At 62.8% G+C, this 14,261-nt stretch carries 18 protein-coding genes; 2 read left to right on the top strand and 16 right to left on the bottom strand.

The genetic code is table 11. The annotated features are described in order from the left end of the window. Nucleotides 1–7: 7 nt before the first annotated feature. The 13 genes from cpaB to C8C92_RS22270 form a co-directional block, all read right to left on the bottom strand. Nucleotides 8–841, bottom strand: coding sequence for a Flp pilus assembly protein CpaB (cpaB, locus tag C8C92_RS22325; protein WP_099762672.1), 834 nt, complete (start codon nucleotides 839–841; stop codon nucleotides 8–10). Then, nucleotides 838–2,184: an ATP-binding protein gene (locus tag C8C92_RS22320; RefSeq protein WP_099762674.1), complete on the bottom strand. Its 1,347-nt coding sequence runs from the start codon at nucleotides 2,182–2,184 to the stop codon at nucleotides 838–840. Before C8C92_RS22320 ends, cpaB begins: the two co-directional genes overlap by 4 nt. A gap of 36 nt (nucleotides 2,185–2,220) precedes the next feature. Further along, nucleotides 2,221–2,841 (bottom strand): methyltransferase, encoded by a 621-nt coding sequence (locus C8C92_RS22315; protein ID WP_116745271.1) that lies wholly within the window; start codon nucleotides 2,839–2,841, stop codon nucleotides 2,221–2,223. A gap of 41 nt (nucleotides 2,842–2,882) precedes the next feature. Continuing rightward, the gene (locus C8C92_RS22310; RefSeq protein ID WP_099762679.1) at nucleotides 2,883–3,470 is read right to left on the bottom strand and encodes an A24 family peptidase; all 588 of its coding nucleotides are present in this window, start codon (nucleotides 3,468–3,470) and stop codon (nucleotides 2,883–2,885) included. Further along, complete coding sequence (locus tag C8C92_RS22305) at nucleotides 3,467–4,525, bottom strand: phosphatase PAP2 family protein (protein WP_116745270.1); 1,059 nt, start codon at nucleotides 4,523–4,525, stop codon at nucleotides 3,467–3,469. The genes C8C92_RS22310 and C8C92_RS22305 overlap by 4 nt, the downstream gene beginning before the upstream one ends. Continuing rightward, complete coding sequence (locus C8C92_RS22300) at nucleotides 4,522–4,695, bottom strand: Flp family type IVb pilin (protein ID WP_116745269.1); 174 nt, start codon at nucleotides 4,693–4,695, stop codon at nucleotides 4,522–4,524. The genes C8C92_RS22305 and C8C92_RS22300 overlap by 4 nt, the downstream gene beginning before the upstream one ends. Nucleotides 4,696–4,763: 68 nt before the next feature. Further along, a complete protein-coding gene (locus C8C92_RS22295; protein ID WP_096237373.1) occupies nucleotides 4,764–4,934 on the bottom strand; it encodes a Flp family type IVb pilin in 171 nt (56 codons plus the stop codon). Nucleotides 4,935–5,014: 80 nt separating this feature from the next. After that, on the bottom strand, nucleotides 5,015–5,161 hold the full coding sequence (locus tag C8C92_RS27590; RefSeq protein ID WP_157751248.1) for a hypothetical protein: 147 nt from the start codon (nucleotides 5,159–5,161) through the stop codon (nucleotides 5,015–5,017). A 249-nt stretch (nucleotides 5,162–5,410) separates the two neighbouring features. Beyond that, nucleotides 5,411–6,127 (bottom strand): response regulator transcription factor, encoded by a 717-nt coding sequence (locus tag C8C92_RS22290; RefSeq protein ID WP_306594830.1) that lies wholly within the window; start codon nucleotides 6,125–6,127, stop codon nucleotides 5,411–5,413. Continuing rightward, nucleotides 6,124–7,791 carry a histidine kinase gene (locus C8C92_RS22285; RefSeq protein WP_165829523.1) on the bottom strand — a complete coding sequence of 556 codons (1,668 nt, stop codon included), beginning with the start codon at nucleotides 7,789–7,791 and terminating at the stop codon, nucleotides 6,124–6,126. Before C8C92_RS22285 ends, C8C92_RS22290 begins: the two co-directional genes overlap by 4 nt. 150 nt (nucleotides 7,792–7,941) lie before the next feature. After that, nucleotides 7,942–8,913 carry a diguanylate cyclase gene (locus tag C8C92_RS22280; protein ID WP_099764450.1) on the bottom strand — a complete coding sequence of 324 codons (972 nt, stop codon included), beginning with the start codon at nucleotides 8,911–8,913 and terminating at the stop codon, nucleotides 7,942–7,944. Between the two features lie 5 nt (nucleotides 8,914–8,918). After that, nucleotides 8,919–9,545: a chemotaxis protein CheC gene (locus tag C8C92_RS22275; RefSeq protein WP_099762691.1), complete on the bottom strand. Its 627-nt coding sequence runs from the start codon at nucleotides 9,543–9,545 to the stop codon at nucleotides 8,919–8,921. Nucleotides 9,546–9,547: 2 nt separating this feature from the next. Then, nucleotides 9,548–9,916: a response regulator gene (locus tag C8C92_RS22270; RefSeq protein WP_099762694.1), complete on the bottom strand. Its 369-nt coding sequence runs from the start codon at nucleotides 9,914–9,916 to the stop codon at nucleotides 9,548–9,550. 206 nt (nucleotides 9,917–10,122) lie between these two features. Between C8C92_RS22270 and rpiA the strand changes: the two genes are divergently transcribed. Further along, nucleotides 10,123–10,800: a ribose-5-phosphate isomerase RpiA gene (gene rpiA, locus C8C92_RS22265; protein WP_099762697.1), complete on the top strand. Its 678-nt coding sequence runs from the start codon at nucleotides 10,123–10,125 to the stop codon at nucleotides 10,798–10,800. Nucleotides 10,801–10,836: 36 nt separating this feature from the next. Here rpiA and C8C92_RS22260 read toward each other — a convergent pair whose 3' ends face one another. Further along, the gene (locus C8C92_RS22260) at nucleotides 10,837–11,361 is read right to left on the bottom strand and encodes a DUF6622 family protein (protein ID WP_116745267.1); all 525 of its coding nucleotides are present in this window, start codon (nucleotides 11,359–11,361) and stop codon (nucleotides 10,837–10,839) included. A gap of 173 nt (nucleotides 11,362–11,534) precedes the next feature. Further along, nucleotides 11,535–11,807: an oxidative damage protection protein gene (locus tag C8C92_RS22255; protein ID WP_034750797.1), complete on the bottom strand. Its 273-nt coding sequence runs from the start codon at nucleotides 11,805–11,807 to the stop codon at nucleotides 11,535–11,537. A gap of 219 nt (nucleotides 11,808–12,026) precedes the next feature. On the opposite strand from C8C92_RS22255, the gene kdsA reads away from it, so the two are divergent. Next, entirely contained in the window at nucleotides 12,027–12,872 is an 846-nt protein-coding gene (kdsA, locus tag C8C92_RS22250) for a 3-deoxy-8-phosphooctulonate synthase (protein WP_071075913.1), read from the top strand. A gap of 46 nt (nucleotides 12,873–12,918) precedes the next feature. Here the strand turns inward: kdsA and argA are convergent, their stop codons facing one another. Continuing rightward, nucleotides 12,919–14,229: an amino-acid N-acetyltransferase gene (gene argA / locus C8C92_RS22245; RefSeq protein ID WP_046685875.1), complete on the bottom strand. Its 1,311-nt coding sequence runs from the start codon at nucleotides 14,227–14,229 to the stop codon at nucleotides 12,919–12,921. Nucleotides 14,230–14,261: the final 32 nt, after the last annotated feature.

The raw sequence follows: 14,261 nt of genomic DNA, 5'->3' as shown, positions 1-14,261 counted from the left end.
GCGTTGTTCAGAATTGTTGGGAACTGCGTTCCAGCCCCTTGATGACATCGACTTGTGGCCCGACCGGTCCTTGCACCACGCGGTGGCGTACGACAGGGCGTGGTGCTGGCGCCGGTACCTGGGCGGCGACCTTGGTGTCGAGCAGGCTGGTCTTGGTGGCGCCTTCAGTGTTGACGGGCTTGTCTTCGATCTGGTTGCGCAGCACCAGCGAGAGCGTGCCTACGCTGCGTGCCAGGTCGAGCTTTTCTGCCTGGTCCGGCGTCAATTCCAGGGTCACGGCATTGACCACCTTGGGCTTGGTGTCGTCGCGGCTCGATTCCTGTGCGATCGCCAGCACGAGGATGCGTTCGAGGACGATCTTCGAAATGCTGGGATCGCGTCCGCTGGCATTCTTGGCCAGCTCGTCCTGGGTGTTGACGAGAATGTCGACATAGTTGCCGGGCAGGGCAAAGCCGGCCACGCCTACCACGTCATTGACGCGCACGGTCATGGCGCGCTTGCCTTCGCCGACCACGGCCGACAGGCCGCCCTGGGTGCCGGGGGGCGCCAGCTTGCTCTCCATGATCGGTTCGCCGTGCTGGATGCTGGTGCGCGTGACGCGCGCGTCGAGCAGTTTCGGATCGTTGAAGGCGCCCGGCGGCAGCGCGTTGGCGGGCCAGTCGACCATGCGCACCATTTCAGGCGCGATGCGCGCGCCCAGGCTGATGTCGAGTAGCGCAACGGCTACCTTGTTGGTATTGCCCGAAGCCTGGGCATTGATCCAGCGCGCGGCCACGATGACCGCCACGAACGCCAGGATGACCGCAAAGGCCATCATCGTCAGAGCGCGTGCGTTTCTCATTTTGATACTCCTTTATGCAGGACCGAAGCCGATCCGTTCTGTATGCCGGCGGAGCCGTCGGCGGCGCCGAAATAGTTGTTCCAGGCCCAGTGCAGCGCATCGGCTTCCAGGCGTGCCGGACGGCCCTCGTAGCACGCCACGTCGCACAGCTGGGACAGGATGTCGCGTGGATAGCAGGCCAGCAGCGGCCGCGCATGCTGGCCATGCAGTTGCAGCAGGTAGTGGTAGCTGGCGTGGTTGAAGAGCATGCCGAATTGTTCGCAGGTGTGGCGGAATACGGTTTCGTAGTGGTAGCCGCTCAGTTCGCCGATATGGATCTTGTAGCCGATGCGGCGCAGGAAGGAGTCGTCGGCCAGCTGCTGCGGCGCCAGGTTCGAGGAAAACACCACGATGACGTCGAAGGGCACGGGAAACTTGTAGCCCGTGTGCAGCGACAGGTAATCGACGCGGCGCGACATCGGCACGATCCAGCGGTTCATCAGTTCCACGGGCGAGCAGCGCTGGCGGCCCAGGTCGTCGATGATGAAGATGCCGTTGTTGGCTTTCAGGTGCAGCGGCGCCTGGTACAGGCGGGCGCCCTGGTCGAATTGCAGGTCCAGCATGTCGAGCGTCAGTTCGCCGCCGGTCAGCACGGTGGGGCGCAGGGCACGCACCCAGCGCGGGTCGGCTGGCGGCGCGGCGTCGCTGGCCAGCGTGTGCAGCATGGGGTCGAGGAAGGGCAGCACTTCGCCATCGACCATGACCGCATGCGGCAGGGCGATGGTGCCGCTGAGCAAGCCATGCAGGCGCTCGGCCAGGTAGGTCTTGCCGCTGCCGGCGGGACCGTGCAGCAGCAGCGCCCGGCCCGAGTTCATGGCCGCGCCCAGCTGGTCGAGTACGGCAGCGCTGGCCACCACGGTGTGAAACTGCTGCAGCACGGTTTCGCGCGTGACTTGCATGCGGGCCACGCTTTGCGCCAGCACCTGCGCGCTGTAGTCGGCCAGCGTGACCGGTGCGGGGCCGCTGTAGGCATTGCGCCGCAAATAGTCGGCGGCGCGCTGGCGTCCCTGGTCGCCCAGGTGATACTGCTGGTCGGCGTCGGTGCCGCTGTAGCCGGTGCGCTGTACCTCGCACAGTTTTTCGGCGCGCATGAAAGTCAGCAGCGGTTCGAGCACGCCGGCGCCCAGCTTCACGTGCGCCGACAGGGCCGGCAAGCTGATCTGGCCGCGCAGGAACATGACTTTCACCAGCAGTTCCACCAGGAACAAAAAGGGCAGGCCGGTCTCGGCCACATTGCGCGGCGCGCGCATCGCTGCCGGCGTGATGCTGCCGTTGGCGGGTTCTTCTGGATAGGTATCGGGCATGACGGCTCCTTGTTGCGGGTCGATCTGGGCTGGCGATCAGAAAATGAAAGGCAGCAAGCGGTATTTCACCTGGCGCATGTAGGCGCGGTAGCGCACGTCGGCAGCCAGGAAGCGCTCTTCGCGCAGCAGGCGCGCCAGTAGCAGCGACAGCGTCGCGACGTAGACGAGAAGATTCGCTGTCGAGGTATTGGCCAGCACGTAGCCGCTCATGGAAATCAGGTAGCTGGCGTACAGCGGGTGGCGTATCACGCGGTAGACGCCGCGGGTCTTGATGCTGCGCTGGGCAGCCACCAGGCCGAAGCTGCGGTTCAGTGACAGCAGGCCCGTGAGCAGCAAGGCGCTGCCCGGCAGCAGCAGGTAGCGTGCGTCGGCCCAGAGCGCCATGTCGGAAGGACTGAAGAAGAAAGGCGCAAAGGTGGCGCTGATGGCCAGCAGCCAGTCGCGCATGTCGGTCGAGACGCTGTCCGGTGCCGTGCGGATCAGGAAAAACAGGGCCGAGACGGTTTCCGTCATGCAGAACAGCAAATAGCTCCAGTCACGGGTGTGAAGGTAAGCGAGCACGTGGGCATAGGCAAACACGGCCCAGATGCCCGCCATGAAGGCGTTGCCGAGCAGGCTGGCGTGCCGCGAGTGGCGCAGGGTGCTGATGGCGTTCATGATGGCGTCCCGTTCTGGTTGCGGTCATGGATATGCGCTGTTCAGCGCAAGTTCCACAGGTGGTTGTACGTCAGGAAAATTTGCAGGCCCGTGCCGCTGGCGATGGCAAAGGCGTAGGCCAGCTTGCCGGTGGCGGCGGGCGGCTCGGCCACGGTAGCTGGACCGCCTGCGAGGCTTTGCAGCAGCGTGCCGAGCAGCATGTAGTAGGCGTTTTTCAGCACCTGGCGCAAACGGCGTCCCAGCAGGGCGGCAGTGATGGCCAGCACGCCGCCAGCGAGCAAGGTCAGCAGCACCGCTTCGAGCACGGCAAGCGGCCCCAGGAAGGCGCCGCACATGGCCATCAGCTTGACGTCGCCGGCACCCAGGGCGCGCAGCAGATACATGGGCAGCAGCAGGGCCAGCCCGGCAGCGGCGCCGGCCAGCGACTGCAGCAGGCCCAGGCCGCCAAACGGTGGCTGGAACAGGCCGGCGCCGGCCGGCAGCATGCTGTTCAGGAGCACGCCGCCCACCGTGCCCCACAGCACCAGGCGATTCGGGATGCGCCGCGTGCGCAGGTCATGCCACAGGGCAGCACCCAACAGGCCGGCCAGCAAGGCCAGGCTCAGCAGCGAGGTCAGGGCGGAACTCATGACAGCAGCCCTCCCTTGCTCATGCATGGCGCCGCAGCGCCCGCTGTGCTGAGGGAGACGCTGCCGGTGCGCAGCATGCGGCCCACCGCATGCCAGACCAGTCCCGCGCCGGCCGCGCCGGCATAGCCGTCGAGCGCGTAGTGCCAGCCCAGGTGCACGGAACCGAGCATGATCAGCATGGCGAAAACGCTGAAGGCGAGGCCGGCGCTGCGGCTGACGCGCCAGCCCAGCAGGGCCATCAGCACGGCGGTGGCGACATGCATGCTGGGCATGGCCGAGATGCCCAGTTCGCTCGAAGCACCCCTGCTCTGGTAGTCTTGCCACAGCATGTCTTGCACCGACAAGGCCCAGATGGGGAAGTGATGGTTGGCTTCGTGCAGATAGGCCATCAGTGGGGCGTACGGGTCGCTGTCGTGCAAGTGGCCGTAGTAGCAGGGGCCGACGGAGGAAAACAGCATGGCCGCGATGCTGCCCAGGATGATCCAGGAGAGGACAAAACTGAGCAGGAACTGCATGCGCAGCAGCGGGCGGCGCGTGTCTTGCGCCAGCCAGTAGAGCGTGGCATAGAACAGGAAGAACCACAGGTGGTAGCTGACGTTCAGCAGGCCCGTCATCCATGGATTGCCCAGCAGCGGTTGCAGCCATGCCCATGGCGCGGTGCCGCCATGCAGGGCGATATCCCAGGCGGACAGGCGGCTGTCCCAGGTGTAGGGATGCAAGCGGGGAATGGCCGCCTTGAAGGCGGTGAAGCTGGCGGCAAAGATGGGAATGAGCAGCAACACGGGCAGCGCCTGCAGCAGGCGTTCCCTGCTCAGGTAGCGGCGCAGCACGTGATACAGGTAATGGCACAGGCGATCTGGGCGCAGCGCGAGCATCACATACAGGCTGTAGCCACATAGCGCAAACACGGCGCACAGCAGCGAAATGAGGAGAAAGCCCCAAAGTATCAGCACGCTGTCGCGCAGCATGGAGAGGCTGCCAAGGAGCAATGTGACCGCGGCGGCATAGCCAAGCACGATCAGGCATAGGAGGCGATGGCTGTGCAGGGCGTTCATGATAGCGCCAGGTTGATCTGGTCCCTGATATGGCCGTACATGAGCAGCACCTGGTCGCCGACCAGGCTGATGCTGGCCACCACGGCCACTGCCAGCAGGCTGGCCAGCAGCGCGTATTCGATCGCGGTGACGGCTGAATCTTCATGCAGGCAGGAGAACAGGCGGTTCATGGCATACCTCGGAAACGGGACAATGACCAATCGCCGGGCCGCACAGGGCCAGCCCGGCTTGTGGTCTGTTACGCGGCGGGAACCAGGGCAGTAGCGACCTTGTTGAAGATGATGTTCAGGTTCGTGCCGATGAGCTTGACGGCAACAATGATCACGACAGCGATCAAGGCGGCGATCAGGCCATATTCAATGGCGGTCACGCCATCTTCTTCGCGGATAAAGTTTTTGATGAGGTTCATGACAACTCCTGGTGGTTGAGGAACTACGGTGAGTGAAACGGCATTGCTGTCTTGCAGGGGTATTTCCGCGAAACGCTGCCTTACGGGCTTACTCCCAGTGCCAGCAGCCCGATGATGCAGATCACGGCCAGCAGTGCGGCGACCAGGGCATAGCGGTAGAAGGCGGCCTTTTCCTTGCCCTGCAAATAGGCGGATAGTGATGCAGGAAGAAACTTGGCTAGGCGCATGCCGTGCTCCGTATCGTGGTGGACCGTGGCGTGTGATATGCACTCCGGTAACACCAATATAGAAGTGGGCAGCTTGATCTACATCAGAAGAACCTCCCTTTCCGGCAGGGAGGATATGCTCGATTTTTTCGGGACAATTGTCATGGCTGGGCTTGGCACGCGCAGGCGCACGCGCAGGCCGAACGCATGCCTGGCGCTACGCTGGCAAAGCGGGCGCCCTGTGAGGGGATGCGGCTGCGGGAACGGGAATCAGCTGGCGGGCGGCAATTCGCCCAGTTGATGCTTGGTGGCGTAGGCGTACAGTTCCAGGCGGTTGTACACGCCCAGCTTGCGGTAGATCGACGTCAGGTGGTTGCGCAAGGTGTGTTCCGAGATGAACAGCTGGTCCGCCAGCAGCTTGGCTGGCGTGCCGCTGCCGTGCACCAGCGCGGCGATGATCTTTCTTTCCTTCAATGTCAGGCTGGCCACGGCGATGGCGTGCGCCGATGCGCCGCCCGGCTGCGTCAGCTGGGTCATCATGCGCCCCAGCATGGCTTGCTCCAGCCACAGTTCGCCGTGGTAGACCTTTTCGATGGCCTTGAGCACCATCTCGGCCGGCGCATCCTTGCTGATGATCCCGCGCGCGCCTTTGAGGATGGCCTGGTCCAGCGTGGCCTGGTCGTGGCTGGCCGTCAGCACCAGCACGCGCGTGCTGCCGCACTGCGCCAGCGCGGGCAGGATGGCCAGCGAACTGACGCCGCCCAGGTCCAGGTCCAGCACGATGACATCGGGTTCCAGCGCCAGCGCCTGTGCCAGCGCTGCTGCGCTGTCGGACGCCGTGGCGACCACGCGCATGCCCGAGTGTTCGCCGCCGATCAGCCGTTCCAGGCCCCACAGCATGGTCTTGTGGTCGTCGACCAGCATGACGCGGATGCTGCTGTGGGGGTGGACGTCGGGCAGGTGCAGGCGTTCATTCATGTCGGTCATATCGGGATCTCGATCTGCACGGAAGTGTGGCCCAGGCGGCTGTGGGTGACGCGGGCGCTGCCACCGAGGGCAGCGGCGCGCTCGGCCAGCGAGTCGGGCAGGAAATCGGGCACGTGCGCGGCCGCGCATTCATTGTCGATGCTGATGTGCAGCGCGCCCTGTACACAGGTCAGCTTGACGGCGCCGTGGCGCGCCGAGGTATGCTTGCGGATATTGCTCATGCCCTCGTTGACGATCTGGAACACCTCGGCCGCCAGGCGGTCGTTGATATGCAGGTCGCCCTCGATATGCAGGGTGATGTCGATGCCATAGAATTCGTGAATCTGTGCCGCCTGACGCCGTAGCGCGACCAGCAGTTCCGGCTCGCTTTGCACCTGGCCGTTCTTGAACGTGCGCGCGTAGCTGCGCAGGTCGGTGATCACCTGGCCCGACATGATGATCAGTTTTTCCAGTTCGGGCAGCAGCGGATTGCCCGGCGTGGCTTCATTGCGCAGGGCGGCCAGGCCGTGGCGCAAGCCGATATACGGCTGCACGGCCGTGTCATGCAGGTCGCGCGCGATCTTTTCGCGCTCGCGCGAGGCTGCCTGCGATGCCAGGCGGTCGAGCAGATCGATGTTTTCAATGACGGGAAACGCCTGCGCGCCGATATGGCTGAGGAAAAGGGCGTCGGTCTTGCTCATGCTGGTGGCGCAGACGATAAAGATGCGCCCCTTGCCATTGCGCAAGGGCAGCGGCGCGCTGATGAAGGCGTGCGCTTCGAGCAGTTCGGCCAGGCGGGCGGCTGCCGCGTCGTCATGCCGCAGCCAGCGCCCGCTGTGGGGATCGAGCATGCGCGCGCCGCCTGTCCACGGCAGCCAGGCGCTGACGGGCTGGTTGTACAGCGCGATCTTATCGTGCGCGAAAGCGAGCAGGGGACTGGCCGCATCGTCGCTGAGGAGCGAGCTGGTGTGCACGATGCCCGTTGCCGTATGCAGTACGCTGCGCAGCGACCAGACGCGTGTGCCCTTGTCCTGCATGACCAGCAGGCAACTGCGGCCGTTGAAATAACTGCGGGTTTTTTCCAGCACCGAGCCAATGGTCTGGTCGACGCCGAAGCGCGGATTGGACAGCTGGCTGACATCGCGCAGCAGCGCCAGGTGGCTGCGCTGCGTGATGGCCGAGCCGCCCCAGTAGGCGATCATGTAGCCGAGCGCCAGCAGGAAAGTGGCGCGCAGCAGCAGGCGCGACAGTTCCGCATCCGTTTCGCCAAACAGGGCGGTGGCGGCGAACAGGCCGGCCGAAGCGAGGGTGATGCGCGCGCCTTCTTCGAAGCCGCGCTGGAATGACGAGGTCAGGATGGCAAAGAAGAAAAACAGGAAAAACAGGTTGTTGTGGTTGCTGCTGGAGAATACGATCAGTGCATACCAGGCCACGTCCAGCCAGTAGAGCAGAATATCTTCCGGCAAACTCAGGCCCAGGACGGCCAGCACATATAGCAGCAGGCTGTGCAGGGTATACGCGGAAAAGATCAGCCAGGTGATCTTGCTCAGCCTGCCGGCGCTTTCGGGGTCGATGAACAGGGTCAGCAAGGTAGCGCTCGACAGCAGCAGGCGCATGCCATTCACCATGGTCGTATCCATGCCAGCACCCGGCAAGCCGGATTTGAAGGGAGGATCGAGATTCACAAGCGCTCCTGGCCGTGTCCCGCATGGGCTGGCCATGCGCATGGATAGATACCAAAGATAAATTTTTGTTGTTGTTGCTGCAATCAATTACGAGTCTACGCACACGCCGTAAAGATGTCTACTGGAATCCTTTGCCGGGTGTTGTATTTCCTACAATGGCTGTACCATCACACGGTTGCGCCCGGCGCCCTTGGCCAGGTACAGGGCCCGGTCGGCGGCGCCGATCAGAGCGGAGATGGCCACTTGCTGCTGCGGGTGCTGCGTGGCGATGCCGATGCTGACCGTGATGTGCTTGACCGCATTGTCCGTCTTGGCATGCGCAATGCGCAGTTCGGCCACCCGTTCGCGGATCGCCTCGGCCATGCGCAGCGCCTGCGCGGCGTCCGTGTCGGGCAAGATGGCGGCAAATTCCTCGCCGCCATAGCGTGCCAGCAGGTCGGTAGGGCGCTGCAGCATGGCGGCCAGTTCGGCTGCCACGCGGATCAGGCAATCGTCGCCCTGCTGGTGCCCGTAATGGTCGTTGTAATCCTTGAAATGGTCAATATCGATCATCAGCAGCGACAGGGGGCTGCCCGTGCGCATGGCGCGCCGCATTTCCTTCTCGATCGCCACGTCAAAGTGGCGGCGGTTGGCAATGCCCGTCAAGCCGTCGGAAAACGTTTGCGAGCGCAAGACCATGGTCTGTTCGCGCAGCAGCTTTTCGCGGCCCACGGCGATGCTGACATCATTGATCTGGATCAGGCAGTGGCGCGGCGAAGCGGGTAAATTGATCGGCGTGACGGCGATCGCTTGCTGCATGCGTTCCTGGCCTTCCGTCGTGCCAGCGGCCACGCCATGCGTGTACAGGGCAAATGGCGCCTTGTGCAGCGTTTGCGACAATAGCGACTGGAAATTGTCGCGCAGGGCCTGGGTGATGGCTGAATCGATGCGCTTGTGCCGCAGTTCCGGATAGACGGCGAAGAAGTCCTGCCCCAGCACGGCGTCGGCCCGGCACGCCGAGTGGCGCGCCATCCAGTGGTTCCACAGCACGATGCGGTGCTGCTCGTCGAGCACGATGGCGCCCAGGTTGACGGCGCCGAGTATGCTTTCGAGCAGGGCGAGTCGGTGTAAGGCATCCGGCATGATCGTCACGCCTGTCCCAGAACCTTGGCCAGATAGTGGCTGACCTGCTGTTTCAGGTCGTGCAAGGCGGACAGGTCGAGCACGAAGGCGACATAGCCGTGGATCTGGTGCTTGGACAGCACGAAGTCGATATGCAGCATCAGCACGACGGCTTCGTCATCGCGGCCGCCGAACGAGGACAGGATTTCCGCGCTGGTGCCCACGTGGTACAGGGGCAGCGAGCCATGCAGTTCGCTGTCGAACAGGTTGGCCAGGGTGCCCACGCAGGAGTTCAGGATGATGTTGCCGATTTCGCTCATCGCCTCCTGTTCCATCTCCGTCAGTTCCTGCAGCGGCATGGCATCGCCCACCATCAGGCGCACGATTTCCAGGCTCTTGTCTTCCGGGAACATCAGGATGGCTTCGGTGGCGAAGGCGCCATCGTAATGCTGGCTGACGCCGCAGATGCGTTCGCCATCCTTCTTGCTGCCCAGCAGGGCGGCCGCGTCGGCACGGTTCAGGAACGTGATCGACGGCACCGACATGGTCACTTCTTCATTGACGATCTCGCTCATCGAGGCGGCCGCATGGCCCACCCCGATGTTGAATATCTCTACCAGGGCGTCGTTTTCGAGTTCGGAGAGATTGATCATGCTCACAGTCCCAGTGATTCGATCAGCTGATGGATGCGCGTTTCCGTGATCGGTTTTTCCATGAAGCCGACGCCGAGCTCGCTGGCGCGGTTGCGGATGGCGTTTTGCACATTCGCCGTGACGAGAATGATGTGTGTTTGCGGACACAGTGTGCGCAATTGTTCCGCCGCCGCCACGCCGCCCATGCCGGGCATGTTGACATCCAGTAATATCAGCACAGGGCTGATTGTCTTGACTTTTTCCAGGGCTTCTTCACCCGTCGCCGCCTCAATCACTTGCCAGTCGGCATGTTTGCTGAGGATGAACTGATGTGACATCAAACGTGAAACCCGGCTGTCATCGACAACAAGTACCTGTTTACTGTGATTCATGTGCTATTCCTGAAACGTCATATCGGTCGATCATTCCATTTTCGCATATTTTAAAGGCCATAGAGAGTAATTGAGTGGGGAATTGCTCTATGGCAAGGTTTTCCCGTTTAGCTGTTGTATCGCGTCGCAGCGTCAGTCATCACGGCCGGCAAGCCGGGCTGGCAATCCGTTAAAATAGCGCTATTCCCCACTTTAGCCTGAATGTCATGACCCAAGACGAATTGAAGCAAGCCGTAGCCCGCGCCGCCATTGATTATGTGGTTGACGGTGAAATCATCGGTGTCGGCACCGGTTCCACCGCCAATTTTTTCATCGATGAACTGGCCAAGATCAAGCACCGCATCAAAGGCACGGTCGCGTCGTCCGAAGCGACGGCCGCGCGCCTGGCAGGCCATGGCATTGCCGTCTTCGACCTCAACGACGTCGAGTCGATCGCCGTCTACATCGACGGCGCCGATGAAATCACGGCCAGCGGCGCCATGATCAAGGGCGGCGGCGCGGCATTGACGCGTGAAAAGATCGTCGCCTCGGTCTCGAAGCAGTTTGTCTGTATCGCCGACGGCTCCAAGCTGGTCGATACCCTGGGCGCCTTCCCGTTGCCGGTGGAAGTGGTGCCGATGGCGCGCGCCGCCGTTTCGCGCCAACTGGCCGCGCTGGGCGGCACGCCCCGCTTGCGCCTGAAAGCGGGCAGCACGGAAGCCTTCATTACCGACAACGGTGGCGAAATCATCGACGTGCTGGGCTTGCAGATCGCCGATCCGGTGGCGCTGGAACAGCAGATCAACCAGATCGTCGGCGTCATCGCCGTCGGCCTGTTCGCCGTGCGCGGCGCGAATGTTTGCCTGCTGGGCATGCCGGAAGGCGTGCGTACGCTGGCCTACTAAGGTGATAGCCGGCGTTCGCCGGCGTTGGCACCTGTCTTACACGGCGGCCCCTTGCGGGCCGCTTGTCATGTGTGCCTGGCGGTACACGCTCACGGTGCGCAGCAAGCCCCCGAGGAAGATGCCGCTGAAACCACCGTAGGCGAGGCAGACGGGCACGCTGAAGCCGCTCGCATGGGCAGTCGTGGGCGCGATGGACAGGGTCACGGCGACCGCATATTTCATGCAAAAAATACTCATCATCAGGATCAACGGCAGCCAGCTGCCGGGGCGCTGCACGCTGCCCCGCTGGGGAATGGCCACTATCTTGCGCGTATCGGCCAGCGTCCAGGCCAGCGCCGCACCGGCCAAGGCGCCGGCGGCCCAGGCGAACGGCGCGCTGCCGGCCAAGCCGAAGCTGCCGTACACGCCGCTCAGCGACAGGGCCAGCATGACCAGGGGAATGATGCACAGCTTGCGCAAAGTCACTTCGCGTGCGCGGCTGGCCAGCACGCCCCGGTACACGAGAAAGCCCAGGATGGCCCAGACGTAGAGGGGGGTGTGGCTGAAGATGTGCTGCAACATGGTGTCCGCCTAGGTGTGAGGTTGTCGATGGACGTACTGTGCCTGCAAGCGGCGCGAGCGGCGAGCAGTGTGCGACGAAACGGGGAAGAGGTGCCGCGAAACGGCGGGGCAGGGCGTGAAACGCAGGTGAAACTGCCCGTGACGCGGCGGCCACGGGCGGGAATGCTTGAAACTTACTCGGTAGGGGGCACGTAACCCATGGCCGCATCGGCGCCATCGCCGAAGAAATGCTTTTCCATCTGCGTGGCCAGGTATTTGCGGGCGCGCGCGTCGGCCAGGTTCAAACGGTTTTCATTGACCAGCATGGTCTGGTGCTTGAGCCAGGCAGCCCACGCTTCTTTCGATACCGATTCGTAAATCTTCTTGCCCAGTTCGCCCGGGTACGGTGGGAAATCCAGTCCTTCGGCTTCCTTGTTGAGTTTGATGCAGTGGATCGTGCGGGCCATCTGTGCTCCTGAATCAGTGTAGAGATAAAGCGTGATTATAAGGTACTTTGCGCCTGCCCTCGCGGGGCCGTCGCGGCCCGGCCACGCGCCGTTTGCCACGCCCTTGCGCTGGATCAAATTTGATCTGCGCCGTCCTAGCTAGTAAGATGCCTTATCGCGCCAGCCGCTGGCTGCGCCTCGTCCAAGCAAGTAGTAGCAATTAACCAATATGGAATCCGTATGACCTCAGTGAAAGTCCATGGCATCGACGTCAGCAATACCGGCAGCTTCGTGCTGTTTGGCGGCATCAACGTGCTCGAATCGCGCGATCTCGCCATGCGCGCCTGCGAAGAATATGTGCGCGTGACGCAAAAACTGGGCATTCCCTATGTGTTCAAGGCCAGCTTCGACAAGGCCAACCGTTCATCGATCCATTCCTATCGCGGCCCGGGCCTGGAAGAAGGCATGCGCATCTTCCAGGATGTGAAGGCGGCGTTCGGCGTGCCCGTGATTACCGACGTGCATGAGCCATGGCAGGCGCAGCAGGTGGCCGAAGTGGTCGACGTGCTGCAGCTGCCCGCCTTCCTGGCGCGCCAGACGGACCTCGTCGTGGCCCTGGCAAAAACCGGTAAAGTCATCAACATCAAGAAGCCGCAATTTTTGAGCCCTGGCCAGATGGCCAATATCGTCGAAAAATTCAAGGAAGCGGGCAACGATCAATTGATCCTGTGCGACCGTGGCACGTGCCTCGGCTACGACAACCTGGTGGTCGACATGCTGGGTTTTGGCGTGATGAAGAAAACCTGCGACGACTTGCCGATCATCTTCGACGTCACGCACGCGCTGCAGCAGCGCGACCCCGGTGGCGCCGCGTCGGGCGGCCGCCGCCAGCAAGTGGCGGACCTGGCCCGCGCCGGCCTGGCCGTCGGCATCGCCGGCCTGTTCCTGGAAGCCCATCCTGACCCGGACAACGCCCGCTGCGACGGCCCCAGCGCCTTGCCGCTGGATCAGCTGGAACCATTCCTGGCGCAATTGAAGGCGCTCGATGACCTGGTCAAATCGTTTGCGCCGCTGAATATCAAGTAATGATGTGTAGTAAAGAAAAAGCCCGGCATGCCGGGCTTTTTCAGTTTTAGAGTGTCTTGATCAACACTTGGGATTTGCGCTGCCAGTTATACATATGCTGGCGGTCCTTCGGCAAATCGTCGACGGTGGCCGGCACGAAGCCGCGTTTCTTGAACCAGTGCGAGGTGCGCGTGGTCAGCACGAACAGCTTGTTCAGGCCGGCGGCACGGGCGCGGTTTTCCATGTGTTTCAGGATACGCTCGCCATCGCCCTGGGCTTGCACTTCCGGGTTGACCGTCAGGCATGCCATTTCCGCCATCTTCTGTGCGGGGAACGGGTACAGGGCGGCGCAGCCGAAGATCACGCCATCATGCTCGATGACGGAGAAATAATCGATCTCGCGTTCGATCAGTTCGCGGCCCCGCTTGACTAAAGTGCCGTCTGCTTCCAGCGGTTCGATCAGTTTGATGATGCCGCCCACGTCTTCGATGGTGGCCTGGCGCAGGCTTTCCAGGTTTTCATGGCTGATCATGGTGCCCACGCCATCATGGGTGAACAATTCCAGCAGGGCCGAGCCATCCATCGAGAACGGCACGATGTGCGAGCGCTCGACGCCGTTGTGGCAAGCCTTGACGCAATGTTTCAGGTAAAACGCCGTGGCGTCCGGCAAGAAACCGGCCATCAGCACGGCTTCGGCCTGGTGCGACGACAGTTCGCGGATTTCCACGCCCGTGGCGTCTTCCATCATCGGCGTTTCCGTGATGAAAATCAGTTTGTCCGCATGCAGGGCGATGGCGGCGCTGCAAGCCACGTCTTCCATGGTCAGATTGAACGCTTCGCCCGTGGGCGAGAAGCCCAGCGGCGACAGCAGCACCAGGCCGTCCGAACCGAGGATGGAATGGATGGTTTCGGCGTCGACCTTGCGCGTGATGCCCGTCAGTTCCAGGTCCACGCCATCGATCACGCCCAGCGGGCGCGCCGTGATGAAGTTGCCGGAAATGATACGGATGGCCGCATGCGACATGGGCGTGTTCGGCAAGCCCTGGCTGAACGCGGCCTCGATATCGAGGCGCAGCTCGCCGGCAGCTTCCTTCGCGCATTCCAGCGCGGCGATGTCCGTGATGCGTACGCCGTTGTGGAAGCGGCCTTCGACGTTGCGCAAGGCCAGTTGTTCCGCCACCTGCGGCCGCGAGCCGTAGACGACGGTGACATTGATGTCCAGCGCATGCAGCAGGGACAAATCATGGGCCAGCACCTGCAGCGCCCCGGCGCTGACGAGTTCACCGGGGAAGGCGACCACGAAGGTCTTGCCGCGAAAGGCGTGGATGTAGGGCGCGACGGAGCGCAGCCATTGGACGAATTGGGTAGGGTTTTCCATTAAGCGCATTATAATTCGCTGCGCGATGTGCG

It is taken from the genome of Janthinobacterium sp. 78, assembly GCF_003096775.1.
GTDB lineage: Bacteria > Pseudomonadota > Gammaproteobacteria > Burkholderiales > Burkholderiaceae_D > Janthinobacterium > Janthinobacterium tructae.
The sequence above is the reverse complement of the archived record's forward strand: the minus strand, read 5'-3'. Positions and strand labels throughout refer to the sequence as shown.